The sequence below is a fragment of the Hydrogenophaga palleronii NBRC 102513 genome, assembly GCF_001571225.1.
Lineage (GTDB): Bacteria > Pseudomonadota > Gammaproteobacteria > Burkholderiales > Burkholderiaceae_C > Hydrogenophaga > Hydrogenophaga palleronii.
This window is the reverse complement of the sequence record NZ_BCTJ01000001.1, coordinates 511,816-534,070: the sequence shown is the minus strand read 5'-3', so window position 1 is coordinate 534,070 and position 22,255 is coordinate 511,816. Positions and strand designations below refer to the sequence as shown.

At 66.8% G+C, this 22,255-nt stretch carries 21 protein-coding genes and 1 tRNA gene; 15 read left to right on the top strand and 7 right to left on the bottom strand.

The features are described 5' to 3' along the window. Positions 1-42 precede the first annotated feature (42 nt). From HPA01S_RS02430 to HPA01S_RS02415, 4 genes are all read left to right on the top strand, one after another. Complete coding sequence (locus HPA01S_RS02430) at positions 43-498, top strand: MerR family transcriptional regulator (protein WP_066266106.1); 456 nt, start codon at positions 43-45, stop codon at positions 496-498. Between the two features lie 35 nt (positions 499-533). Further along, a tRNA-Pro gene (locus HPA01S_RS02425) sits at positions 534-610 on the top strand. A 215-nt stretch (positions 611-825) separates the two neighbouring features. After that, on the top strand, positions 826-1,839 hold the full coding sequence (locus HPA01S_RS22510; RefSeq protein WP_084360394.1) for a DUF1996 domain-containing protein: 1,014 nt from the start codon (positions 826-828) through the stop codon (positions 1,837-1,839). Positions 1,840-1,894: 55 nt separating this feature from the next. Next, positions 1,895-3,013, top strand: coding sequence for an NAD(P)/FAD-dependent oxidoreductase (locus tag HPA01S_RS02415; RefSeq protein ID WP_066266099.1), 1,119 nt, complete (start codon positions 1,895-1,897; stop codon positions 3,011-3,013). Positions 3,014-3,023: 10 nt separating this feature from the next. On the opposite strand, the gene HPA01S_RS02410 is transcribed toward HPA01S_RS02415, so the two are convergent. Next, on the bottom strand, positions 3,024-4,109 hold the full coding sequence (locus HPA01S_RS02410; protein ID WP_066266097.1) for a quinone-dependent dihydroorotate dehydrogenase: 1,086 nt from the start codon (positions 4,107-4,109) through the stop codon (positions 3,024-3,026). A 38-nt stretch (positions 4,110-4,147) separates the two neighbouring features. On the opposite strand from HPA01S_RS02410, the gene rpiA reads away from it, so the two are divergent. Beyond that, on the top strand, positions 4,148-4,819 hold the full coding sequence (gene rpiA / locus HPA01S_RS02405; RefSeq protein ID WP_066266096.1) for a ribose-5-phosphate isomerase RpiA: 672 nt from the start codon (positions 4,148-4,150) through the stop codon (positions 4,817-4,819). A 49-nt stretch (positions 4,820-4,868) separates the two neighbouring features. Here the strand turns inward: rpiA and HPA01S_RS02400 are convergent, their stop codons facing one another. The 3 genes from HPA01S_RS02400 to HPA01S_RS02390 form a co-directional block, all read right to left on the bottom strand. Then, entirely contained in the window at positions 4,869-5,522 is a 654-nt protein-coding gene (locus HPA01S_RS02400; RefSeq protein WP_066266090.1) for a DUF4124 domain-containing protein, read from the bottom strand. A 42-nt stretch (positions 5,523-5,564) separates the two neighbouring features. Beyond that, complete coding sequence (locus HPA01S_RS02395; protein WP_066266087.1) at positions 5,565-7,646, bottom strand: M3 family metallopeptidase; 2,082 nt, start codon at positions 7,644-7,646, stop codon at positions 5,565-5,567. 74 nt (positions 7,647-7,720) lie between these two features. After that, the gene (locus HPA01S_RS02390) at positions 7,721-8,197 is read right to left on the bottom strand and encodes a YhbY family RNA-binding protein (RefSeq protein WP_066266086.1); all 477 of its coding nucleotides are present in this window, start codon (positions 8,195-8,197) and stop codon (positions 7,721-7,723) included. Positions 8,198-8,241: 44 nt separating this feature from the next. Here HPA01S_RS02390 and HPA01S_RS02385 point away from each other — a divergent pair, with 44 nt between their 5' ends. From HPA01S_RS02385 to HPA01S_RS02365, 5 genes are all read left to right on the top strand, one after another. Next, complete coding sequence (locus tag HPA01S_RS02385) at positions 8,242-8,913, top strand: RlmE family RNA methyltransferase (RefSeq protein ID WP_066266224.1); 672 nt, start codon at positions 8,242-8,244, stop codon at positions 8,911-8,913. 142 nt (positions 8,914-9,055) lie between these two features. Next, positions 9,056-10,972 (top strand): ATP-dependent zinc metalloprotease FtsH, encoded by a 1,917-nt coding sequence (ftsH, locus tag HPA01S_RS02380; protein WP_066266084.1) that lies wholly within the window; start codon positions 9,056-9,058, stop codon positions 10,970-10,972. 74 nt (positions 10,973-11,046) lie between these two features. Continuing rightward, positions 11,047-11,877, top strand: coding sequence for a dihydropteroate synthase (folP, locus tag HPA01S_RS02375; protein WP_066266221.1), 831 nt, complete (start codon positions 11,047-11,049; stop codon positions 11,875-11,877). Between the two features lie 68 nt (positions 11,878-11,945). Next, positions 11,946-13,289, top strand: a complete 1,344-nt coding sequence (gene glmM / locus HPA01S_RS02370; protein ID WP_066266082.1) for a phosphoglucosamine mutase — start codon at positions 11,946-11,948, stop codon at positions 13,287-13,289. After that, a complete protein-coding gene (locus HPA01S_RS02365) occupies positions 13,286-13,792 on the top strand; it encodes a GNAT family N-acetyltransferase (RefSeq protein WP_066266081.1) in 507 nt (168 codons plus the stop codon). Before glmM ends, HPA01S_RS02365 begins: the two co-directional genes overlap by 4 nt. Positions 13,793-13,838: 46 nt before the next feature. Here the strand turns inward: HPA01S_RS02365 and HPA01S_RS02360 are convergent, their stop codons facing one another. Both HPA01S_RS02360 and HPA01S_RS02355 read right to left on the bottom strand, forming a co-directional pair. Beyond that, positions 13,839-15,041 (bottom strand): exo-beta-N-acetylmuramidase NamZ family protein, encoded by a 1,203-nt coding sequence (locus tag HPA01S_RS02360; RefSeq protein ID WP_066266220.1) that lies wholly within the window; start codon positions 15,039-15,041, stop codon positions 13,839-13,841. Positions 15,042-15,066: 25 nt separating this feature from the next. Further along, on the bottom strand, positions 15,067-15,633 hold the full coding sequence (locus tag HPA01S_RS02355) for a DOMON-like domain-containing protein (RefSeq protein ID WP_218005312.1): 567 nt from the start codon (positions 15,631-15,633) through the stop codon (positions 15,067-15,069). Positions 15,634-15,795: 162 nt separating this feature from the next. Here HPA01S_RS02355 and HPA01S_RS02350 point away from each other — a divergent pair, with 162 nt between their 5' ends. The 5 genes from HPA01S_RS02350 to HPA01S_RS02330 all read left to right on the top strand — a co-directional run bounded on the left by HPA01S_RS02350 (position 15,796) and on the right by HPA01S_RS02330 (position 21,492). Further along, positions 15,796-16,647: a GNAT family N-acetyltransferase gene (locus tag HPA01S_RS02350; protein ID WP_066266219.1), complete on the top strand. Its 852-nt coding sequence runs from the start codon at positions 15,796-15,798 to the stop codon at positions 16,645-16,647. A 53-nt stretch (positions 16,648-16,700) separates the two neighbouring features. Beyond that, complete coding sequence (locus tag HPA01S_RS02345) at positions 16,701-17,645, top strand: UDP-2,3-diacylglucosamine diphosphatase (protein ID WP_084360393.1); 945 nt, start codon at positions 16,701-16,703, stop codon at positions 17,643-17,645. A 37-nt stretch (positions 17,646-17,682) separates the two neighbouring features. Beyond that, the gene (locus tag HPA01S_RS02340; protein ID WP_066266074.1) at positions 17,683-18,795 is read left to right on the top strand and encodes a glycosyltransferase family 4 protein; all 1,113 of its coding nucleotides are present in this window, start codon (positions 17,683-17,685) and stop codon (positions 18,793-18,795) included. A 75-nt stretch (positions 18,796-18,870) separates the two neighbouring features. Continuing rightward, the gene (gene ppk1 / locus HPA01S_RS02335; protein ID WP_066266066.1) at positions 18,871-20,982 is read left to right on the top strand and encodes a polyphosphate kinase 1; all 2,112 of its coding nucleotides are present in this window, start codon (positions 18,871-18,873) and stop codon (positions 20,980-20,982) included. Positions 20,983-21,009: 27 nt separating this feature from the next. Continuing rightward, positions 21,010-21,492 carry a SixA phosphatase family protein gene (locus HPA01S_RS02330; RefSeq protein ID WP_066266064.1) on the top strand — a complete coding sequence of 161 codons (483 nt, stop codon included), beginning with the start codon at positions 21,010-21,012 and terminating at the stop codon, positions 21,490-21,492. Between the two features lie 30 nt (positions 21,493-21,522). Here HPA01S_RS02330 and HPA01S_RS02325 read toward each other — a convergent pair whose 3' ends face one another. Beyond that, positions 21,523-22,203 (bottom strand): hypothetical protein, encoded by a 681-nt coding sequence (locus HPA01S_RS02325; RefSeq protein WP_066266062.1) that lies wholly within the window; start codon positions 22,201-22,203, stop codon positions 21,523-21,525. Positions 22,204-22,255 lie beyond the last annotated feature (52 nt).

Sequence of the window (22,255 nt, the reverse complement as noted above, 5' to 3'; positions counted from 1 at the left end):
TAGAGTAGATTTCAAGGTTTGGTCCGTACCGCCTTGATTTTCATGGAAAAAACGCTCCCGCCCATCCCTGCCAAGCGCTACTTCACCATCGGTGAAGTTGGCGAGCTGTGTGGCGTCAAGCCCCACGTGCTGCGCTACTGGGAGCAGGAGTTCACACAGCTCAGACCCATGAAGCGCCGTGGCAATCGGCGCTACTACCAGCACCACGAGGTGCTGATGATCCGCCGCATCCGCGATCTGCTGTACGACCAGGGCTTCACCATCAGCGGTGCCCGCAACAAGCTGCAGGAAATCGTTCAAGCCGAGCGCGACAAGCGCCGTACCGAAGACGACGATGAAGCGATCGAAGTCATTGAGCTGGACGAGGTGATCCAGGCCGAAGTCGTGATTCCTTTCGTCGAAGCCGAGACCGCGGCGCTCACCGGAGCGAGTAGCGTGCTGCGCGACGTGCGCCGCGAGTTGCTCGAAATTCGCGAGCTTCTTCGGTATCAACCCTGAAGTGGCCCAATTGGACGCTATAATTTGAGGCTTGTCGGCGTGTAGCGCAGCCTGGTAGCGCACTTGCATGGGGTGCAAGGGGTCGCGAGTTCGAATCCCGCCACGCCGACCATTTTTCAAAACAGATCAACGGGTTGGAGCCAAAAGCTCCAACCCGTTTTTCTTTGTGTGCTGCATCCTGCGGCCGGCATGTGCTTGATCATCTGCGTGCAGGGATCCCGCTCATGCACACTGGCGCTCTTTGCGCCGGTCACGCCCAACGGTCTTCACGATTCACATCGCAAGGAATAATTGAGGCATTCTTCGGTTGAACGGATTGGAGGACTCATGAAGCGCGCACTTATTGCACTTTGCTGGACGGCGACCGCGGCCATCGCAGGCGTCACTTCGGTGAACCCGCCGGCCCCCACGGCGACAGACCCCCATCAGGGCGGTCGGCACGAAGGCAATATGCCGCGCTACAACCCTGCGTCCATTCCGGTGCCAGCGGTGGGATCTGGCGAATACCGTGTGCGAGACGGCAATGCGCAGCCGTATCGCGACGAAGACGGCACAGGCGCTTTTCGCACCATGTGCAAACGATCCCACTTCAACCGGGACGACAGCCTGCTTTACCCCGCCCAGGTTGGGCGCGCTCATCTGCACATGTATTTCGGCAATACCGCCAGTGATGCCAACAGCACCCCGCAGAGCATTCGTGAGACCGGCAACGGCACATGCGGAGGGGGCATTGCGAACCGATCAACCTATTGGGTGCCGGCGATCATCGACACCAGCGACGGCACGGTGATCGATCTCGAGTACGCCGACGTGTACTACAAGGCTGGCTACCACGGCGTGCGCAACGAGGATGTGAAGCCGATCCCGGCGGGTCTGCGCATCATTGCGGGCGACATGAAGAAGTCGACGAAGGACAAATGGTTCAGTTTTCACGACTTTAGCTGTGGCGACAAGCGAGAAACCGCCATCCCCGCAGGCTGTACGACTGGTCGCCTGGACATGCAGATCTCTTTTCCCCAGTGTTGGGACGGTGTGAATCTCACCTCGCCCGATCAGAAAAGCCATATGGCCTATGCACGCAACGGCTGCCCGGCCTCGCACCCGGTGCCGCTGCCGGTGATTTCGTACGTGATGCACTTCCCGATTCCGCCGGGGCGCGACACCTCCAACTGGCGTTTGTCCAGCGACAACTACGTGGGCGGGCAGGGCGGTTACTCCATCCACGCAGACTGGATCAATGGGTGGGTGGAAAATCTGCCTCCGGTGTGGACCAAGCTCATCATCAACCGTGGCCTCTCGGGTGGTTCGTACATGATCGGCGACGGCCGGACGATGGAATGAGTGATCCATTTGCGCGGGTTGACATGACGGGCAGCGCGACGGCAGTGAGTGCATCTTGAACGCGGCCGTTGAACAGGTTGATGCGGTGGTGGTCGGTGCCGGCGTGGTCGGGCTCGCGGTGGCGCGGGCGCTCGGGCTGGCGGGCCGCGAGGTGATGGTGCTGGAGCAGGAAGCAGCGATCGGCACCGCGACGAGCTCACGCAACAGCGAGGTGGTGCATGTCGGCATCTACTACCCCACGGGTTCGCTCAAGGCCCGTCTCTGCGTGGCGGGGCGCGACATGCTGTACGCCTATTGCGCGGAGCGCGGCGTGGCGCACCGGCGTTGCGGCAAGCTCATCGTCGCCAACACACAGAGCCAGCTGGCGGCGCTGCCCGCCATTCTGGACAAGGCACGTGCCAACGGCGTGCACGATCTTCAACTGCTGGATCGGCAGCAGGCGCTTCAGTTGGAGCCTGGCCTGGAGTGTCTGGGTTCGGTGTATTCACCGTCAACCGGCATCGTGGACAGTCACGGTCTGATGCTCTCGTTGCAGGGCGAGCTCGAGAACGCCGGCGGCATGGTGATCTGCCATGCCGTGGTGGAGCGGATCAACGCGACGCCCGACGGGTTGGAAGTGCACACCGCAGACGGCACGCGTTTGCTGGCACGCACACTGATCAACGCAGCAGGCCACGGTGCTTGTGTATTGGCGGCGCGGGTGCAGGGGCTGGACGCCCGCCATGTGCCGCAGGCCTGGTTTGCCAAGGGCAGCTATTTCACGCTGGCCGGCCGTTCGCCTTTCAGCCGCCTGATCTATCCCGCGCCGGAACCCGACAAGCACCTGGCAGGCCTGGGCGTGCACCTGACCATCGACCTCGGCGGACAGGCCAAGTTCGGCCCCGACGTGCAGTGGGTGGAGCGCGCCGACGACCTGCAGGTGGACCCGGCACGTGGTGACGCGTTTTACGCCGAGGTGCGGCGTTACTGGCCCGGGCTGCCGGATGGCGCTTTGATGCCGGGTTATGCCGGCATGCGGCCCAAGATCAATGGCCCGCACGAGCCCGCTGCCGATTTCGTGATCCAGGGGCCGGCCTTGCACGGTGTGCCGGGGCTGGTGAACCTGTTCGGCATCGAGTCGCCAGGCCTCACCAGTTGCCTGGCAATCGCCGATCACGTGGCCGCGTTGGCCTGATCGGCCCAGATCAGGTCTTCGTCAGCGCCTGCAGGGCACGGGCCGATTCCCAGACCAGGGCCGGGCCCTTGTAGATCAGGCCGGTGTAGATCTGCACCACGTTCGCACCCGACTGGATCTTGCTTACCGCGTCTTCCGCGCTGAGCACACCGCCCACGCCGACGATGGGAAAGCTCTTGCCCAGACATGCCCGAAGTTGCCGGATCACGCGGTTGCTGGCTTGCAGCACGGGCGCACCCGACAGGCCGCCGGTTTCCTGCGCGTGCGGCAAGCCCGCCACCGCTTCGCGGCTGAGCGTGGTGTTGGTGGCGATGACGCCAAACGCGTTGGTGGCACGGCCTTCGCTGTCGGCGCCGTAGCGCATCAGGGTGGTGGCGATCACCTCGACCTGGGTGTCGTCCAGGTCCGGTGCGATCTTGACGAACACCGGCAGGCGCTGGCCGTGGCGCTGGGCCAGTTGCTCGCGGCGTTCCGCCACGGCGCCGAGCAGGGCGTCCAGCGCGGAGTCGGTCTGCAGGCTGCGCAGGTTCTGCGTGTTGGGGCTGGAGATGTTGACGGTGACGTAGTCGGCGTGCGGGTAAACGCCGTCGAGGCAGGTCAGGTAATCGTCGGTGGCGCGTTCGATCGGCGTGCTGGCGTTCTTGCCGATGTTCAGGCCCAGCAGCATGGGGCTGGCGCCGCTTTGGCGGCGAAAGCGCGCCTTCTGCACGTTGCTCAGGAAAGCGTCCAGGCCTTCGTTGTTGAAGCCCAGTCGGTTGATCAGCGCGTTCGCCTTCGGCAGCCGGAACATGCGCGGTTTCGGGTTGCCGGCCTGGGCCTTGGGCGTCACGGTGCCGACTTCGACAAAACCGAAACCCATGGCCGCCAGGCCGTCGATGCAGCGGGCGTTCTTGTCGAGTCCGGCCGCCAGGCCGACGCGGTTGGGGAACTGCAGGCCTGCCAGGGTATAGGGATCGTGCACGCGCGGTTCGCTGTACAGGCAGGTCAGCGGCGAGTGCTGCAGGCGCGCGATCGAATTCAGGGTGAGTTCGTGCGCGGCCTCGGGGTCCATCCCGAACAGGAAGGGGCGGGCGACGGCGTAGGGGAGAAGCGACATTGGATAATCGGGCCTGTTGTTTTTACCGATTGTCTCAAATGACCCAAGACGAACTCAAAGCCCTGGTGGGCCAGGCCGCCCTGCAGTATGTGACCCCAGGCGATATCGTGGGGGTCGGCACCGGTTCGACCGTCAACAAATTCATCGATGCACTGGCCAGCATGAAGGACCAGATTCCCGGCGCGGTGTCGAGCTCGGAGGCTTCCACGCTGCGCCTGAAGGCGCTTGGCATTCCGGTGTTCGAGGCCCAGGCCGTGGGCGAGCTCTCGGTGTACATCGATGGCGCCGACGAGATCGACGCCGCGGGTCACATGGTCAAGGGCGGCGGTGCCGCGCTCACGCGCGAGAAGATCGTGGCCGCGCAATCGCGCCGCTTCGTCTGCATCGCAGACGACTCCAAGCTGGTCAAGACCCTGGGCGCTTTCCCGCTGCCGGTGGAGGTGATCCCCATGGCCACTGCGCGCATCGTGCGCCAGTTTGCGGCGCTGGGCGGCACGGCTCAAGTGCGCCTGAAAGATGGTGCACCGCTGGTGACCGACAACGGCCAGCACATCATCGACGTGACCGGTTTGCAGATCACCGACCCGCTGGCGTTTGAGTCCAGCATCAACCAGTGGCCGGGTGTGGTGACGGTGGGCGTGTTCGCGCACCAGAAGGCCGCCGTGTGCCTGCTGGGCACGTCCGAAGGTGTGAAGACGCTCACGTTCTGAGTAGCCACTGCGCGCTGCGGCGGCTCTGCAGCCGCCCGGGCCGCTTGCCTCAGAAACGGATGCCGGCCGGGTTCTGCGGCGGTGGGTTCACCGGCACCTCGGCCGGGCCTGCTGGCGCTGCGGCCCCGGGGCGGGGCGTCGTTGCAGGCGCGGCCGGGGTTGCCGGGCGTGCGGCCACCAGCGGGCTGGCCTCTGGGCCGCGGTAGCTGGACGGCAAGGCCGATTGTTTGGGATAACCCGCGGCGTCCAGGAACTGCGACCACTCACCGTCGGAATAGCCCTTGATCTGCTGGCTGCCGATGGTCAGGAAGGGCAGGGAGGCCTCGCCGCTCAGGCGTTTGAGGGCCTCGCCGTCCTGCACCGTGTTCACGGTTTTCTCGGTGTACGGGATGCCGCGCGCGTTGAGCAGGTTGCGCCCGCTGTTGCATGGCGCGCAGTCGCTGCTGGTGTACAGCGTGACGGGGAAACGGCTGGCCACCTGGCGCAACTCGAACGGCAACTGGCCACCGGCCGCCGTCCGGGCACCCGCATTGCCCACCGGTTTGACGGGCGTGGCGGCGGTGGCCGGCGGTTTGTCGGAGTAGCTGACCGTGCCGTCGGGGCCGACGCTGCGGTACATGCCTTGCGCCAGCGCAGAGCCGGCCAGCAGGCCGCTCAACAAGGTCAGGGCCAACAGTCTGGAGGCGGGGGGCATGAGGCGCATGACAGTTCCTATCGGCAGGCCACGGGACAAAAATCCAATCGATCAAGCCATGCCCTGGTGGCGCAACAGGGCGTCGATGCTCGGTTCGCGGCCGCGGAAGGCCTTGAACGACTCCATCGCGGGGCGGCTGCCGCCAGCCTCGAGGATCGCCTGACGATAGCGGCGCCCGGTGGCCACGTCCAGCGTGCTGTGGCCATTTTGCAGCGCCGCTTCTTCGAACGCGGCATAGGCGTCGGCCGACAGCACCTCGGCCCACTTGTAGCTGTAGTAGCCCGCCGAATAACCACCGGCAAAGATGTGGCTGAAGGTGTTCGTTGAGCGGCTGTAGGCCGGCGGCTGCAGCACCGCCACCTCGTCACGCACCTGTTGTTGCAGCGCCAGGATGGCGGCACCCGTGGTGGCCGGTTCGGCCTGGCTGTGCAGCAGCATGTCGAACAGCGAGAACTCCACCTGGCGCAGTGTCTGCAGGCCGCTCTGGTAATTCTTGGCCGCCAGCATCTTGTCGAACAGCGCGCGCGGCAGCGGTTCGCCGGTGTCCACGTGGGCGGTCATGTGCTTGAGCACGTCCCACTCCCAGCAGAAGTTCTCCATGAACTGGCTCGGCAGTTCGACCGCGTCCCACTCCACGCCGCTGATGCCCGAGACATCGCGCTCGTTCACCTGGGTCAGCATGTGGTGCAGTCCGTGGCCGAACTCATGGAAGAGGGTGATGACGTCGTCGTGCGTGAGCAGCGCCGGTTTGCCGTTCACGCCTTCGGCGAAGTTGCACACCAGATGCGCCACCGGGGTTTGCAGGCGGCCGGTGTCGGGGCGAAGCCAGCGGGCGCGCACGTCGTCCATCCAGGCGCCGCCGCGTTTGCCGGTGCGGGCTGCGGGGTCGAGGTAAAACTGGCCGACCAACTCGGCACCTTGCGGGCCCGAACGTTCGATGCGGAAGAACTGCACGCCGGGGTTCCACACCGGCGCCTGGTCGGGACGGATCGCAACCTCGAACAGGGTTTCGACGATCTGGAACAGGCCGCCCAGCACCTTAGGTGCGGTGAAGTAGGGCTTGACTTCCTGCTCGCTGAAGGCGTAACGCGCTTCCTTGAGCTTTTCGCCGATATAGGGCCAGTCCCAGGGCTGCGGGTCTTGCAGGCCCAGTTCGCTGGCGGCGAAGGCGCGCAGGTCGGCCAGGTCTTTTTCGGCATAGGGCCGGGCCTTGCCGGCGAGGTCGCGCAGGAAGCCCACCACCTGTTCGGGCGACTCGGCCATCTTGGGCACCAGCGACACGTCGGCGTAGTGGCGGTAGCCGAGCAGGCGGGATTCTTCGTGGCGCAGCGCCAGCAGCTCGCTCATGATGGCCGTGTTGTCGAACTTCGTGGCATCGCCTCCGGCCTGGTCGCTGGCGCGGGTGGCATAGGCGCGGTAGAGCTTCTCGCGCAGCGGGCTGCTGTGGGCGAACTGCATCACCGGCAGGTAACAAGGCATCTTCAGCGTCAGCTTGTGGCCGGTCTGGCCATCGGCCTTGGCCGCTGCGGCGGTGGCCTGCAGCACGTCATCGGGCACGCCGGCCAGCTCTTCGGTATTCACCACCAGCGTGAAGGCATCGGTGGCATCCAGCGCGTTCTCGCTGAACTTCTGGCCCAGCTCGGCCTGCCGCTCCTGCAGCCAGGCAAAACGCGCCTTGGCCTCGCCTTCCAGCGCTGCACCACCCAGCACGAAGCCGCGCATGGCGTTGTGGTGCGCGCGTGCCTGCTCGGGGTTGAGGGTGGCCGGGTCCATCGCCTTGTACTTGGCGTACAGGCGTTCGTCGGCACCCAGGCGGGTCCAGAACTCGGTGACCTTGGGCAAGGCCTCGTTGTAGGCCGCGCGCAGATCGGGCGTGTCGGCCACGCTGTTGAGGTGGCTCACCGCGCCCCAGGCGCGTGACAGTTGCTCGGTCGGCACATCGAGCGTGAGCGAGATGCGCGCCCAGTCGTTGGGGAAGTCGGCCGCCGTCACGGTCTCCAGCGCGCTGCTGGCCGAGGCCAGCAGGGTGTCGATGGCAGGGCCCACGGAGGCCGGCGTGATGGCATCGAACAACGGCAGGTCGCCGAAATCGAGCAGCGGATTGAGGGCGGATGGGGTGGTGCGGTCGTTCATGCTGGTTCAGATGTGGTGCGGTGGGCGAAGTTCAAGGCCGGAGCCAGGCACGAACGGGGCGAAAGCGGGCGCTTTTACTGGGACTGCGCGCTCTTCTTCAGGCTCTTTTTCAACACCTTGGCGCGCTTGATCTGGCCGCCGGTGGTCAGGCGCTGGTTGCCCAGCACGCGCACCAGCTTGACCTCGGGGCGCTGGCCGCCGCGTTTGCTGAACTTCAGCACCTTCACATCGCGCGGGCCCGGCTTGCGGTCTTCGTCGACGGCCTTTTCCTTTTCCGGCAGGGGGCGCCAGAGCACCAGCAGCTTGCCGATGTGCTGGATGGGCGCTGCGTCGAGCTCGTCGGCCAGGGTCTGCAGCATGAGGTCGCGGGCGGTGCGGTCGTCGTTCAAGACCCGGATCTTGATCAGGCCGTGCGCCTTGAGTGCGGCATCGACTTCCTTCTTCACCGCGGCGCTCAGTCCGTCGCCCCCGATGTGGACGACGGGATCGAGGTGGTGGGCCTCGGCTCGGTGGACTTTGCGCTGGGCGGGGGTGAGTGTGATCTGGGGCATGGGACAATTATCGTTTACACAGACCCCGGGCGTCCCTCATGGGCATGAAAGTCAAAACGCAGAGCAAGAAGGTCAACAAGGCTTGGCTCAACCAGCACGTCAACGACCCCTATGTGCGTCTGGCGCAGAAGGACGGTTACCGTGCGCGGGCCGCCTACAAGTTGCAGGAAATCGACGAAACCCTGGGCCTGATCCGGCCCGGGCAATGTGTCGTCGATCTGGGCTCGACGCCCGGCGCCTGGAGCCAGTACCTGCGCCGCCGCCTGAGCCCGAACGGCGCAGCGGTGGGGGAGCTGCACGGCACCATCGTGGCATTGGACATGCTGCCGATGGAGGCGGTGGAAGGGGTGCACTTCATCCAGGGCGACTTCCGCGAGGCCGGCGTGCTGGCAGAACTGGAGCAAGCGCTGGTGGACCGGGGCGTGCAGCAGGTCGATGTGGTGGTGTCCGACATGGCGCCCAATCTCTCCGGCATCGGCATGACAGACGCTGCGCGCATCAGCGACCTGGTGGAGCTGGCGGTGGACTTTGCCGTTCATCACCTCAAGCCCGACGGCGCGCTGGTGGTGAAACTCTTCCATGGCGGCGCCTACGACCCCTTGGTGGCGCTGTTCCGGGCCACATTCCGCACGGTGAAGGCGGTCAAGCCCAAGGCGTCGCGGGACAAATCGTCGGAAACCTTCCTGGTCGGCATGGGTCTGAAAAAGACCGCTTGATGCAATTGCTTGCGCCCGCATCCAGAAAACCAAACCCTTTGATTGACATTGTCGCGTCACGCCCGCAAGGCATGGGCACTTGAAAGTCCTAGAATGAGGAACATATGAGCTTGTCAGTCACTATCGTCTCCAGGAGCTGCACTTGAACAACCAGTGGTTTTCGAAAATCGCCGTGTGGATGGTTATCGCCATGGTGCTTTTCACCGTCTTCAAGCAGTTCGATACACGCTCTGCCGCCGGTTCCGGGCAGATCGGGTATTCCGAGTTTCTTGAAGAAGTCAAGGGCCAGCGCATCAAGAGCGCGACCATCCAGGAAGGTCCGGGCGGCACCGAGATCGTGGCCATCACCCAGGACGACCGCCGCGTGCGCACCACGGCCACCTACCTGGACCGTGGTCTGGTCGGTGACCTGATCAACAACAACGTCAAGTTCGACGTGCGTCCGCGCGAAGAAAGCTCTCTGCTCATGACCCTGCTGGTCAGCTGGGGCCCGATGCTGCTGCTGATCGGCGTCTGGATCTACTTCATGCGACAGATGCAGGGCGGCGGCAAGGGCGGCGCGTTCAGCTTCGGCAAGAGCAAAGCCCGCATGCTCGACGAGAACAACAACACCGTGACCTTTGCCGACGTGGCAGGTTGCGACGAGGCCAAAGAGGAAGTGAAGGAAGTCGTGGACTTCCTGAAAGACCCTGCCAAGTTCCAGAAACTCGGCGGGCGCATTCCGCGCGGCCTGCTGCTGGTCGGCCCTCCCGGTACCGGCAAGACCTTGCTAGCCAAGGGCATCGCGGGTGAAGCCAAGGTGCCGTTCTTCAGCATCTCGGGCTCCGACTTCGTGGAAATGTTCGTTGGCGTGGGCGCGGCCCGCGTGCGCGACATGTTCGAGAACGCCAAGAAGAACGCGCCCTGCATCATCTTCATCGATGAAATCGACGCCGTCGGCCGCCAGCGTGGCGCCGGCCTGGGCGGTGGCAACGACGAGCGCGAACAGACCCTCAACCAGATGCTGGTCGAGATGGACGGTTTCGAGACCAACCTGGGCGTGATCGTGGTCGCGGCCACCAACCGCCCGGACATCCTGGACGCCGCCCTGCTGCGCCCGGGCCGTTTCGACCGCCAGGTCTACGTGACGCTGCCCGACATCCGCGGCCGCGAGCAGATCCTCAACGTGCACATGCGCAAGGTGCCCCTGGGCACGGACGTGAACGCCAGTGTGATCGCACGCGGCACGCCCGGCATGAGCGGTGCCGATCTGGCCAACCTGTGCAACGAGGCCGCGCTGATGGCCGCGCGCCGCAACGCGCGTGTGGTCGAGATGCAGGACTTCGAGAAGGCCAAGGACAAGATCTTCATGGGCCCCGAGCGCAAGAGCATGGTCATGCCCGAGGAAGAGCGCCGCAACACGGCCTACCACGAGTCCGGCCACGCCCTGATCGGCAAGCTGCTGCCCAAGTGCGACCCGGTGCACAAGGTCACCATCATCCCGCGTGGCCGCGCGCTGGGTGTGACCATGAGCCTGCCTTCGCAAGACCGCTACAGCTACGACAAGGACTACATGCTGAACCAGATCAGCATGCTGTTCGGTGGCCGCATCGCCGAGGAGGTGTTCATGAACCAGATGACCACCGGTGCCTCGAACGACTTCGAGCGCGCCACCTCGATCGCGCGCGACATGGTGACGCGTTACGGCATGACCGACGCGCTCGGCCCGATGGTGTACGCCGAGAACGAGGGTGAGGTGTTCCTGGGCCGTTCGGTCACCAAGACCACGACCATGAGCGAGTCCACCATGCAGAAGGTGGATGGCGAGGTGCGCCGCATTATCGACGCCCAGTACAAGCTGGCACGCGACCTGATCGAACAGCACAGCGACAAGATGCACGCCATGGCCACGGCCCTGCTCGAGTGGGAAACCATCGACGCCGACCAGATCGACGACATCATGGCCGGCAAGCCGCCGCGTCCGCCCAAGGACTGGACGCCGCGCAATCCCTCGGTGGGTGGCGGTGGCAGCGGTGGCGGCGCAGCCGTCACCACCGACCCGGCGCCGTCGGCCGCCTGAACGGTCGCGACCAATCTGACAACGGGGCTTCGGCCCCGTTGTCGTTTCCAACGTTTCCTGCCCACGAAGCCATGCTGCACTGGTTGACCACCCGCTTTCAGATCGACCTGAGCGCGCCACGCGTCATGGGCATCGTCAATGTCACGCCCGACTCGTTCTCCGACGGTGGGCAACACGCCGGCACCGCGGCGGCGCTGCGGCACTGCGAGCGCCTTATCCGGGATGGCGCCCACATCCTCGACATCGGTGGCGAATCCACCCGCCCCGGCAGCCCGGTGGTGCCGCTGGACGAAGAGTTGGCGCGGGTGCTGCCGGTGGTGCGTGAGGCGGTGCGGCTGGGTGTGCCGATTTCGGTCGACACCTACAAGCCCGAACTGATGCGCGCGGTGCTCGATGCCGGTGCCGACATCGTCAACGACATCTGGGCGCTGCGCCAGGGTGATGCCTTGCAGGTGGTGGCAGCGCACCCGCGCTGCGGCGCCTGCCTGATGCACATGCACCGCGACCCGCAGACCATGCAGGTGGCTCCGATGGAGGGCGACGTGTTGCCCGGGGTGCTGGGCTTCCTGCGTGAGCGTGCGGATGCCCTGACCGCGCTGGGCGTGGCGCCGGCGCGCATCGTGCTCGATCCCGGCATCGGCTTCGGCAAGACCGTGGCGCAGAACTTCAGCCTGCTGGCGCGTCAGGAGGCGTTGCTGCCGCTGGGTTTTTCGCTGCTCGCGGGCTGGTCGCGCAAGTCGTCCCTGGGCGCGGTGACCGGGCGTGAGGTGCCGACCGAGCGGGTCTCGGCCAGCGTGGCGGCGGCGCTGCTGGCGGTGGAGCGGGGCGCTCGCGTGGTGCGGGTGCACGACGTGCGCGAAACCGTGGACGCCCTCCAGGTCTGGCAGAGCATGCAGGCTGCCTGAGGGCGGCACCGCGGCACCGCGGCACCGCGATAATCCTGCATCACTAAAAAAGAGAGGCTGCTCAAAAAATGGCACGAAAGTACTTTGGCACCGACGGCATCCGTGGCACCGTGGGCCAGTCCCCGATCACCCCCGACTTCGTGCTGCGCCTGGCGCACGCGGTGGGGCGCGTGTTGCGCCGCACCGAAGCGCACCCGACGGTGCTGATCGGCAAGGACACGCGCATCTCCGGCTACATGCTGGAGTCGGCGCTGGAGTCCGGCTTCAACTCGGCGGGCGTGGACGTGGTGTTGCTCGGCCCGGTGCCGACGCCGGCCGTGGCCTACCTCACGCGGGCGCAGCGCGCCAGCCTGGGCGTGGTGATCTCGGCCAGCCACAACCCGTTTGCCGACAACGGCATCAAGTTCTTCAGCGCCCTGGGCGCCAAGCTGCCGGACGACTGGGAGCTGGCGGTGGAAGCGGCCCTGGACGAAGCGCCGGTGTGGGTTGCATCGGGCGAGCTCGGCAAAGCGCGCCGGCTGGGCGACGCGGATGGGCGCTACATCGAATTCTGCAAGAGCACCTGCGACCACGATTTCACCCTCAAGGGCCTGAAGATCGTGGTGGACGGCGCCAACGGCGCGGCCTACCAGATCGCTCCGGCGGTGTTCCACGAACTCGGGGCCGAGGTGATCAAGATCGGGTGTTCGCCCGACGGTCTCAACATCAACAAAGACGTGGGTGCCACGCATCCGCAGGCCTTGCTGGAGGCCGTGAAGGCCCACGGCGCCCACTACGGTGTGGCGCTCGATGGCGATGCCGACCGCCTGCAGATGGTGGACGCCGAAGGCCGGCTGTACAACGGCGACGAACTGCTGTACCTGATCGCGTCCCAGCGCCTGGCGGACGGCCAAGCCGTGCCCGGCGTGGTCGGCACGCTGATGACCAACATGGCGGTCGAGGTGGCGCTGAAGGCGCGCGGCGTGCAGTTCGTGCGCGCCAAGGTGGGTGACCGCTACGTGCTCGAAGAGCTTCACAAACACGGCTGGATCCTGGGCGGTGAGGGCTCGGGCCACCTGCTGGTGCTGGATCGCCACACCACGGGTGACGGCCTGGTCTCGGCCCTGCAGGTGCTGAGCGCCTGCGTGGCCAGCGGCAAGACCATGGCGCAGCTGCTGGCCGACGTCACGCTGTTCCCGCAGACCCTGATCAACGTCCGCCTGTTGCCCGGGCAGGACTGGAAGACCAACACCTTCCTGAGCGAGGAGACGCAGGCGGTGCAGGCCGAACTCGGCGACACCGGCCGCGTGCTGATCCGCGCCAGCGGCACCGAGCCGCTGCTGCGCGTGATGGTGGAGGCGCGTGATGCCACGCAGGCCCAGACCTGCGCCGAGCGGCTGGTGGCCGCGGTCAAGGCGCAGGTGCCGGCATGAGCGAGGCCGTGCAGGGCCGCATCAGCACACTGCGCGCCGACTACGCCAACCCGGCCCACGCGGCCGCGCTGGTGCGGCTGCTCGACGCCTACGCCAGCGACCCGGCCGGTGGTGGCGAAGGCCTGTCGGACTTTGCCAAGGCAAACCTCGTGGCCGGCCTGGCCGCGCGGCCGCAGGCCTACAGCGTGCTGGCCTTCGACGGCGAGCAGGCGGTGGGGCTGGTCAACTGCATCGAAGGTTTTTCCACCTTTGCCTGCCGGCCGCTGGTGAACGTGCACGACGTCGCCGTGTTGTCCAGCCACCGCGGGCGCGGCGTAGCCGAACAGATGCTGGCCCTGGCCGAGACCATCGCGCGCGAGCGCGGTGCGGTGAAGCTCACGCTGGAGGTGCTGTCGGGTAACGTGCCCGCGGTGCGTTTGTACGAACGCATCGGGTTTGCCGGTTACCAGCTCGATCCCGCCATGGGCTCCGCACAGTTCCTGCAGAAGTGGTTGAAGGCCTGACGCCTTCAGGCGTTGGGCGCCGAGGCGCCCAGCGGGGCTTCAGGATTCAGTAAAGCAGGTGCGGCTTGCGGGCTTCCAGCCAGGCGGCTTCGTCTGCCGCCGCCGCGGCCTCCAGCACCTCGGGTGCGGCCGTCACGTCGTCCACCCATTCGCGCAGCAGCGGGCCGCCGTTGATGAGGTCGATCGCCAGGCGGTCGTGTTCGTACTCGTAGGGGAAATCGCGCCACAGCGGGTAGTCGGGCGCCTGCAGGCGCAGCGCGCGGAAGGCCAGGGCCTGCAGCCGCCAGGGCTTGAAGGTTGCGTGGTCGTAGTGCGCCGGGTCTTCCACATGGATCTGCACGCCCGCACAGAGCTGGCCCACGTGTTTGTGGAAGGTGGGCTCGAAAAAGCACAGTCGCAGCACACAGCCCCGCAGCCATTGCGGCGCCAGCCGCTGCATGTCGTCGATCAGGCGGCGGGTGTCGATACCCGGCGCACCGAACAGCTCCAGCGGCCGCGTCGTGCCACGGCCTTCGCTCAGCGTCGTGCCTTCCAGCATCACGGTGCCGGCGTAGGCGCGCGCCATGGAGAGGTTGGCCGCGTTCGGGCTCGGGTTGACCCAACTGCGGCCCTCGGGCCAGCCAAAGCCCGGTGCCGCGTCGGGCAACCAGCCCTGCATGGTGATCACGCGGTATTCCAGCTGCAGGCCGAGCGTGGCGATGAACCAGTGGCCGAGTTCGCCCATGGTCATGCCGTGGCGCATCGGCATGGGGCCGGCACCGACAAAACTCTCCCAGCCTTCGCGCAAGGTCAGGCCTTCCACCGGGCGGCCCGCCGGGTTGGGCCGGTCCAGCACCCACACCGCCTTGCCGTGGTGTGCCGCCGCTTCCAGCACGTAGCGCAGGGTGGTGATGAAGGTGTAGATGCGGCAGCCCAGGTCTTGCAGGTCGACCAGCAGCACGTCGAAGCTGTCCATCATGGCGTCGGTTGGACGCCGCACCGTGCCGTACAGGCTGAACACCGGAATGCCCAACTGCGGGTCGTTGTAGTCGGGCGACTCCACCATGTTGTCCTGCTTGTCGCCGCGCAGGCCGTGCTGCGGGCCGAAGGCGGCCGTGAGCTTCACGTCAGGCAGGGCGGCGAGTGCGTCCAGGGAGTGGGTCAGCTCGCGGGTGACAGAAGCCGGGTGCGCCAGCAGCGCGACGCGCCGGCCTTGCAGCGGTGCGCGCAGGGCCGGGTCTTGCAGGAAACGTTCGAGACCGAATTGCATGGGAGGCGTCTGGTGAAAGGTCAGTTCAAGGGGCGGCCAGCCGCAGGCAGCGGCCGGCGGCATGGTGGAAGTCGGGCAGTTCGCCCGGGTGGTGCAGCGCCCAAAAACTCAGGCGGCCGTCGGTTTCTTCGATTACCGCGCTCAGGCCGAGCGAGAGCAGGGCGGGGCTGCGGGGCAGGGTGCTGGATGGCAGGCACACGCTCAGTTGCAGGCACTGCGCATCGCGCTGAACCTGGGCGCAGATCGCTGGCACGGGCTCGCGCGCTTCGGCCGCGGTGTCGCGCTCGCGCTCGGCCGCGAAGCGGTAGGCGGCCCACTGGCTGGACGGGGAGAAGTTGAACTCGCGGTAGCGGGCATCGCCTTCGGCGGCCACAAAAGCCTCGAAGCAGCTGTGCTGCCACAAGCCGTCGGTGGCCATGGGCGCGGCCGGTGCCGGGATGCGCAGCGCGCCGGTGTCGCCCCGCAGCGTGTAGCGCAGCCACAGGCCATCGGCCCGGGTCTGCACCTCCACCGCCAGGGCCAGCGGCACACCGGCCGGGGTGGCGGGGTGGCAGCGCAGCTGGGCGTTCAGGGGGCTGGGGAGGGCGTTCACAGCTTCGTATTCTGGCAGGCCGCGCAGAGGCGGCCGGGCTGTCATCAAAAGTTCATGTGCTTGCCATGCGAAGGACATGCCGGGTTTGCACACTGCCTGTTCATGACCACAGCTTCATTCACCTCCGCGCCCATGACGGGCGCACTGTCGCAGGAGCCCGCCATGAAAGACCTTCCCACGCCAACGCTGGACCTCTCTCCGGTCGCACTGCCACGGGGGTCACTTCATCCCCGACCGATTTTTGCGCCTGTCCCGGCACCGCAAGTCGCTGGCAGCGCCGGCATCGCCGTCTCCTGGGCGCGGCATCTGGACGAAGTTCGTGAGGCGCAACGGCTGAGGTACAGCGTCTTCGCCACCGAGATGGGCGCGCGCCTGCCGCAGCAGGTGCCTGGTCACGACGTGGACCTGTTCGACGACTTCTGCGAACACCTGCTGGTGCGCGATGCCGCCACGCAACAGGTGATCGGCACCTACCGCGTGCTCACGCCGGCCCAGGCCAAGCGCGTGGGCAGCACCTACAGCGACACCGAGTTCGACCTCACCCGCCTGCGCCAGGTGCGTTCGCGCATGGTCGAGCTGGGCCGCAGCTGCGTGCACGGCGACCACCGCCATGGCGGCGTGATCATGGCGCTGTGGGGCGCCCTGGCCGAGTTCATGGTGCGCAACCAACTCGACACCATGATCGGCTGCGCCAGCATCCCGATGCAGCACGATGGCCCGCACGGCGTGGTTGCCGGCGGCCATGCGGCGGCCAGCATCTGGCGCCAGGTCAAGGCGACGCACCTGGCCCCGATCGATTTCCACGTGCGCCCGCGCCTGCCACTGCCGGTGGAGCGGCTCGACGACACGCTGGACGTGGAGCCACCGGCGCTGATCAAGGGCTACCTGCGCCTGGGCGCCAAGGTGTTGGGCCCACCGGCCTGGGACCCAGACTTCAACGCCGCCGACCTGCCCATGCTGATGCGCATCTCGGACCTGCCGGCGCGCTACCGCAAACACTTCCTGGGGGCCTGAACATGGATCTCCCCCGCCACGCTCCGCGTGACCCCCTTCCGGGGGCGGCACCCATGGCCCGGCAAAGCCCGTTCCATGGTGTCCCCGGGCTGAGTTACCTCGCGCGCGGCGGATGGCCATCGGGGGCGGGCGAGGCCTTGCCCATCGACCCGGGCAGGAACGACGAGAGCGGGCATGAACCCCTGGAGCGTGCGCTCTACCGGGCCGTTTTCATTTCCGACCTGCACCTGGGCACCGCAGGCTGCCAGGCGGCGCCGCTGCTGGCGTTCCTCAAGCACCACCCGAGCCACACCCTGTACCTGGTGGGCGACATCATCGACGGCTGGCAACTGCGCCGCAAATGGTTCTGGCCGCAGGCGCACAACGACGTGGTGCAGAAGCTGCTGCGCCGCTCGCGCAAGGGCTGCCGCGTGGTCTTCGTGCCGGGCAACCACGACGAGTTCGCGCGCCAGTTCGATGGCCACAACTTCGGTGGCATCGAAGTCGCCAACGAAGCGGTGCACACCACCGCCGACGGCCGCCGCCTGTGGGTGGTGCACGGTGACCATTTCGACGGCGTGATCCAGTGCGCCAAATGGCTGGCCTACGTGGGCGACAACGCCTACGAGTTCACGCTGCGCATGAACCGCCACCTGAACTCGCTGCGTGCCCGCATGGGGCTGCCGTACTGGTCGCTGTCGCAGTACCTCAAGCACAAGGTCAAGAGCGCGCTGAACTACGTCACCGACTTCGAGCGCGCCGTGGCCGCCGAAGCCCGGGCGCGCGGTTACCAGGGTGTGGTCTGCGGCCACATCCACCGCGCCGAGATGCGCGAGATCGACGGCACGCTGTACTGCAACGATGGCGACTGGGTCGAGAGCCTGACCGCGCTGGTGGAACACCACGACGGCCGGCTTGAGCTGGTGCACTGGGGTGGCGCTCACGGCGCTGCGATGGCGCAGCGGGATGTCGCACCGCCGGTGGCCGAACCGGTTGCCGAAGAGCAGACGATGTCCTGAGCACCACCAGCAGCGACCGACAGGGAGACAAGAAAGAATGAAGATATTGCTCGTGACCGATGCCTGGCAGCCCCAGGTCAACGGTGTGGTGACCACCCTGGTGGAGCTGGTGCGCCAGTTGCAGGCCAGCGGCCATGTGGTGGTGGTGGTCCAGCCCGGGCAGTTCCGCACCTGGCCCTGTCCGGGGTATCCCGGCATACCGGTGGCCTTCTTCCCCGGCCGGCGCCTGCGCGAGCTGATGGACGCGGCCGAGCCGGACGCGATCCACATCGCCACCGAGGGCCCGCTGGGCTGGGCCGCGCGCCGCCACTGCCTGCGCCGCCGCTGGGCCTTCACCACCGCCTTCCACACCAAGTTCCCCGAGATCCTGCACGCCATGCTGCGGCTGCCCTTGTCCTGGGGTTATGCGCTGCTGCGCCGCTTTCACCGCCCCAGCAGTGGCGTGATGGTGCCGACCCAGGGCGTGCAGGACATGCTGGCCACGCGCGGCTTCGGCCAGCTGCGCGCCTGGACACACGGCGTGGACACGCGCCTGTTCGCGCTCACCGACCCGCCCGCCGGTTATTCGCCGCTGGGTCCGCTGGCGCATCCGGTGAGCCTGTACGTGGGCCAGATCTCGGCCGAGAAGAACATCGACGACTTCCTGCAGCTCGACGTGCCCGGCAGCAAGGTGGTCTGTGGCGTCGGCCCCCTGGCCCGGGCCTTGCGCCACCGTTACCCCAACGTGCACTGGCTGGGGCTGCTGCCGCGCCACGAACTGGCGCAGGTGTACGCCGCGGCCGATGTGTTCGTGTTTCCCAGCCGCAGCGAAACCTTTGGCCTGGTGATGCTGGAGGCCATGGCCAGTGGTGTGCCGGTGGCGGCCTACCCGGTGGACGGGCCGTTGCAGGTGGTGGGGCGCAGCGGTGGCGGTGCGTTGCACGACGACTTGCAGGAAGCCTGGCGTGAAGCGCTCAAGGTCAAGCGCCACGAAGCGCGCGACCGTGCATTGCAGTTCGGATGGGCCAAAGCCGCCAGCCTGTTCGTCTCGCACCTGAGCATGTTGACGCACCCGCGCCGCCAGCGCAGCCGCCCGATGTTGTCGCCGCTGGAGGTGAGTGCGACGGGCGCCGTCAAACTGTCACACAAACGTCATCGTGCCGTTGAATAATCGACACATCGTGCGCCAGCGAGCACGACCGGAAACGGTGGGCCGCGGGCGGACTTCCCGATTCCAGCGGAACCCATGAGCAGCAACCACCAGCACCTGAAACTGCCTTTTCTCGATCGCGATCACAGCATCCTGGCGTTCAACGAGCGCGTGATGGACTGGGCCCGTCGGCCAGACGTGCCGCTGCTGGAGCGCCTGCGTTACCTGAGCATCGTCTCCAGCAACCTGGACGAGTTCTTTGAAGTGCGCATGGCGCCGCACATGACGGCCGCGCAGGCCAACGAACAACGTGGCCCCTACACCGCGCAGTCGTTCGAGCAGCTGGCGGACAAGGTGCACGACCTGGTGTCCCAGCAATACGCGATCTACAACGACGAGCTGCTGCCCCTGCTGGAGAAAAAGGGCATCAAGCTGATCGCGCACGGCGAGCGCAACCCGCGCCAGCGCCGCTGGGTGAAGGAGTTCTTCATCAAGCAGGTGCAGCCGCTGCTGATGCCGGTGGGGCTGGACCCGTCGCACCCGTTCCCGCAGGTGGCCAACAAGTCGCTCAACTTCATCGTGCGCCTGACCGGCAAGGACGCCTTTGGCCGCGAGAACGAGATCGCCATCGTCAAGGTGCCGCGCATCCTGCCGCGTTTCTTCCGCATGCCGCCGGTCAAGGGTTCCAAGCAGACGCACTTCGTCTCCATCTCCAGCCTGATCCGCTCGCACCTCAACGACCTGTTCCCGGGCCGGCAGGTGACCGAGTTCTCGCAGTTCCGCGTCACGCGCCACTCCGATCTGGCGGTGGACGAAGAAGAGGTGAAAAACCTGCGCACCGCGCTGCGCAAGGGCTTGCAGCAGCGCCATTACGGCCAGGCCCTGCGGCTGGAGGTGTCGGCAGGTTGTTCCGTGCACCTCTCCAACTTCCTGCTGGAGCAGTTCGGCCTGCCCGATCGCGCGCTGTACCGCGTGCCCGGCCCGGTGAACCTGGTGCGGCTGAACCAGCTGATCGACCAGGTGGACGCCCCCGCCCTGCGTTTCGGCGCCTATCACGCCGGCTGGCCGGCGCAGCTCACGCCCGGGCAGTCGTACTTCGAGCGACTGCGGCGCGGCGACGTGCTGATCCACCAGCCCTATGAGAGCTTCGACGCCGTGCTGGCCTTCCTGCGCGAGGCGGTGGAAGACCCCGACGTGCTGGCGATCAAGCAGACCATTTACCGCACCGGCGCCAAGTCGGAAATGATGGACCTGCTGCGCGAGGCGGTGCGCCGTGGCAAGGAAGTGACGGCGGTGGTGGAGCTCAAGGCCCGCTTCGACGAAGAGGCCAACATCAACTACGCCGAGCGGCTGGAGTCGGTGGGGGCCCAGGTGGTGTATGGCGTGGTGGGGCTGAAGACCCACGCCAAGATGCTGCTGGTGACGCGCCGCGAGGCCAGCGGCCTGCGCCGCTACGCCCACGTGGCCACCGGCAACTACAACCCGGCCACGGCCCGGCTCTACACCGACATCAGCTACCTCACGGCGGACGACGCGCTCACCGCCGACCTGGAGCAGATCTTCCTGCACCTGGCGAGCCAGAATCGCCTGCCCAAGCTCAACAAGGCGCTGATCGCGCCGTTCCACCTGCACAAGGCCATGCTGGACCGGGTGGACGCCGCCGGTGCCGCCGCCAAGGCCGGCAAGGACGCGCGCATCGTGCTGAAGATGAACGCCCTGACCGACGAGCCCTTGGCGCGCGCACTCGCGCTGGCTTCGCAACAGGGCGTGAAGATCGACCTGATCGTGCGCGGCGCCTGCATCCTGCCGGCGCAGGTGCCGGGCTTCACCGACAACGTGCGCGTGCGCTCGGTGATCGGGCGCCTGCTGGAGCATTCGCGCGTGTTCTATTTCCGCACCGGCGAAGACGAGGAGCTGTGGCTCTCCAGCGCTGACTGGATGAACCGCAACATGCTGCGCCGCATCGAACTGGCCTGGCCGGTGACCGACGCCGCGCTGCGCCAGCGCATCATCGACGAGTGCCTGCAGGCCTGCCTGCACGACACCAAGGACGCCTGGCTGCTGCGGCCCGACGGCAGCTACGTGCCGGCCAGCGCGAATGGCGGCAATGGCCATGGCGGTGGTCCGGGTGGCAAGGCGCTGCAGGGCCGCGTCAAGCTGCTCTCGGCACAGTCCAGCCTGATGGCCCTGTACGGCAGCAGGGGCTGAGGAGCAGCCATGATGGAAGGACGGACCATGGACCTGATCCTGTGGCGGCATGCCGAGGCGCACGAGCACCCCGAACCGCTGACAGGCGAGCCGGGAGATGCGCAGGACATGGCGCGTCGCCTGACCGCGCGCGGCGAGAAGCAGGCGGCCCGCATGGCGACCTGGCTGGACCGCCAGTTGCCCGATGGCGCGCGCATCTGGAGCAGCCCGGCCTTGCGCTGTGAGCAGACCACGCTGGCGCTGGGCCGCAAGTTCAAACTGCGTGAGGAGCTGCGCCCCGATGGTGATCCGCTGGCCCTGCTGGAGCTGGTGCAGTGGCCGACCGGCAAGTCGCCGGTGGTGGTGGTGGGGCATCAACCCACGCTGGGTCGCGTGGTGGCCCGCTTGCTGGGGCTCACCGAGCCCGAGTGCTCGGTGAAGAAGGGTGCCGTGTGGTGGCTGCGCCACCGCGAGCGCGGCAGCGCGGGCCAGACCGTGATCGTCACGGTGCAGACCCCCGAACTCATCTGAAAAAATGCGCCGCGCCAGCGGCGCAAGAACTCAAGCGGCAGTCGTTGCGGTTTTGGCCGCCGGCACGACGGGGGCCACTGGCGCCACCACGGCGGCCTTGGGGGCGACCTTCTTCGGTGCAGCGGCTTTGGCGGCGGGCTTGGCGACCGGCTTCGGTGCAGCGGGTGCCACGGCCTTGACCGGGGCGGCCTTGCGGGCCACCGGCTTGGCAGCGGGCTTGGCCACCACCGTGCGCGCCTTCGTGGCAACCGGTTTCTTCACTGCGGCCTTGGGGGCGGCGGGTTTGGCGGCTGCCTTTTTCGCCACGGGCTTGGCAACGGGTTTAGCAGCAGGTTTGGCTGCGGCCTGGGTGGCCGGTTTGCTGGCGCGCTTGGCGGCTGCTTTGGTGGCCGGCTTTGCAGCGGGTTTTGCGGCCGGCTTGGCGGCCTTCTTTGCCACAGGCTGGGCGGCGGGCTTCTGGCTGGTCACCGCCGGGCGGCCGGTCTTGAGCGTGGGCACGGCCGACAGGGCCGCCTTGTAGGCCGCGTCGCTCAGGCCTTGCAACACCACCAGGCCGGCGCGCAGCAGTTCGCTTTTCTTCACGCTCGTGCCCAGGGCCACCGCACGGGTCTTGAGCTTGTCGATCGCGGCAAATTCGGCCTTGGGGATGGTGAAGCTGTCACGCACCAGCTTGGGTTTCTTGGGGCTGGTTTTGCTGCTCTGACTGGCCATGGATGCACTCCGGGAAATTAAAAAGGGGCCGGAGTATAAACCGTATATACCG

Coding starts and splice junctions, on each gene's coding strand:
- HPA01S_RS02430 (WP_066266106.1), top strand. CDS start 43: ATGGAAAAAACGCTCCCGCCCATCCCTGCCAAGCGCTACTTCACCATC.
- HPA01S_RS22510 (WP_084360394.1), top strand. CDS start 826: ATGAAGCGCGCACTTATTGCACTTTGCTGGACGGCGACCGCGGCCATC.
- HPA01S_RS02410 (WP_066266097.1), bottom strand. CDS start 4,109: ATGTCGCTTCTCCCCTACGCCGTCGCCCGCCCCTTCCTGTTCGGGATG.
- rpiA (WP_066266096.1), top strand. CDS start 4,148: ATGACCCAAGACGAACTCAAAGCCCTGGTGGGCCAGGCCGCCCTGCAG.
- HPA01S_RS02400 (WP_066266090.1), bottom strand. CDS start 5,522: ATGCGCCTCATGCCCCCCGCCTCCAGACTGTTGGCCCTGACCTTGTTG.
- HPA01S_RS02395 (WP_066266087.1), bottom strand. CDS start 7,646: ATGAACGACCGCACCACCCCATCCGCCCTCAATCCGCTGCTCGATTTC.
- HPA01S_RS02390 (WP_066266086.1), bottom strand. CDS start 8,197: ATGCCCCAGATCACACTCACCCCCGCCCAGCGCAAAGTCCACCGAGCC.
- HPA01S_RS02385 (WP_066266224.1), top strand. CDS start 8,242: ATGAAAGTCAAAACGCAGAGCAAGAAGGTCAACAAGGCTTGGCTCAAC.
- glmM (WP_066266082.1), top strand. CDS start 11,946: ATGGCACGAAAGTACTTTGGCACCGACGGCATCCGTGGCACCGTGGGC.
- HPA01S_RS02365 (WP_066266081.1), top strand. CDS start 13,286: ATGAGCGAGGCCGTGCAGGGCCGCATCAGCACACTGCGCGCCGACTAC.
- HPA01S_RS02360 (WP_066266220.1), bottom strand. CDS start 15,041: ATGCAATTCGGTCTCGAACGTTTCCTGCAAGACCCGGCCCTGCGCGCA.
- HPA01S_RS02350 (WP_066266219.1), top strand. CDS start 15,796: ATGAAAGACCTTCCCACGCCAACGCTGGACCTCTCTCCGGTCGCACTG.
- HPA01S_RS02345 (WP_084360393.1), top strand. CDS start 16,701: ATGGCCCGGCAAAGCCCGTTCCATGGTGTCCCCGGGCTGAGTTACCTC.
- HPA01S_RS02340 (WP_066266074.1), top strand. CDS start 17,683: ATGAAGATATTGCTCGTGACCGATGCCTGGCAGCCCCAGGTCAACGGT.
- ppk1 (WP_066266066.1), top strand. CDS start 18,871: ATGAGCAGCAACCACCAGCACCTGAAACTGCCTTTTCTCGATCGCGAT.
- HPA01S_RS02330 (WP_066266064.1), top strand. CDS start 21,010: ATGGACCTGATCCTGTGGCGGCATGCCGAGGCGCACGAGCACCCCGAA.
- HPA01S_RS02325 (WP_066266062.1), bottom strand. CDS start 22,203: ATGGCCAGTCAGAGCAGCAAAACCAGCCCCAAGAAACCCAAGCTGGTG.